The sequence below is a fragment of the Arthrobacter halodurans genome (assembly GCF_041877255.1).
Classification (GTDB): Bacteria; Actinomycetota; Actinomycetes; order Actinomycetales; family Micrococcaceae; genus Arthrobacter_N; species Arthrobacter_N halodurans.
This window is the reverse complement of sequence record NZ_JBHDLJ010000045.1, coordinates 1-252: the sequence shown is the minus strand read 5'-3', so window position 1 is coordinate 252 and position 252 is coordinate 1. Positions and strand designations below refer to the sequence as shown.

Here is a 252-nt window from a genome sequence, read left to right as displayed (position 1 = left end):
GGCATGGCCACCGCCCAGGCCGGCACCGCGGCCACCGACCAAACCGGCGTCCAGGCCGCCGCGGCCACCGCCCAGGCCGGCACCGCGGCCACCGACCAAACCGGCGTCCAGGCCGGCGCCGCGGCCATTGTCCAGGCCGCGGCCGCCGTCCAGCCCGCCGTCCCGGAGGGGAACCCGTGCGGGGACCCGGCCGACGACGCGTGGGAGGACTTCTGGAACGACCCCGCCCCGCAACCGACGCCCGAGACCGTC

The 252-nt window shown here is 79.4% G+C and carries 1 protein-coding gene; it reads left to right on the top strand.

Annotated features, from left to right (window positions below):
- Window positions 1–252: hypothetical protein (locus tag ACETWP_RS17360; RefSeq protein ID WP_373973538.1), on the top strand; the 252-nt coding region annotated here is incomplete at both ends.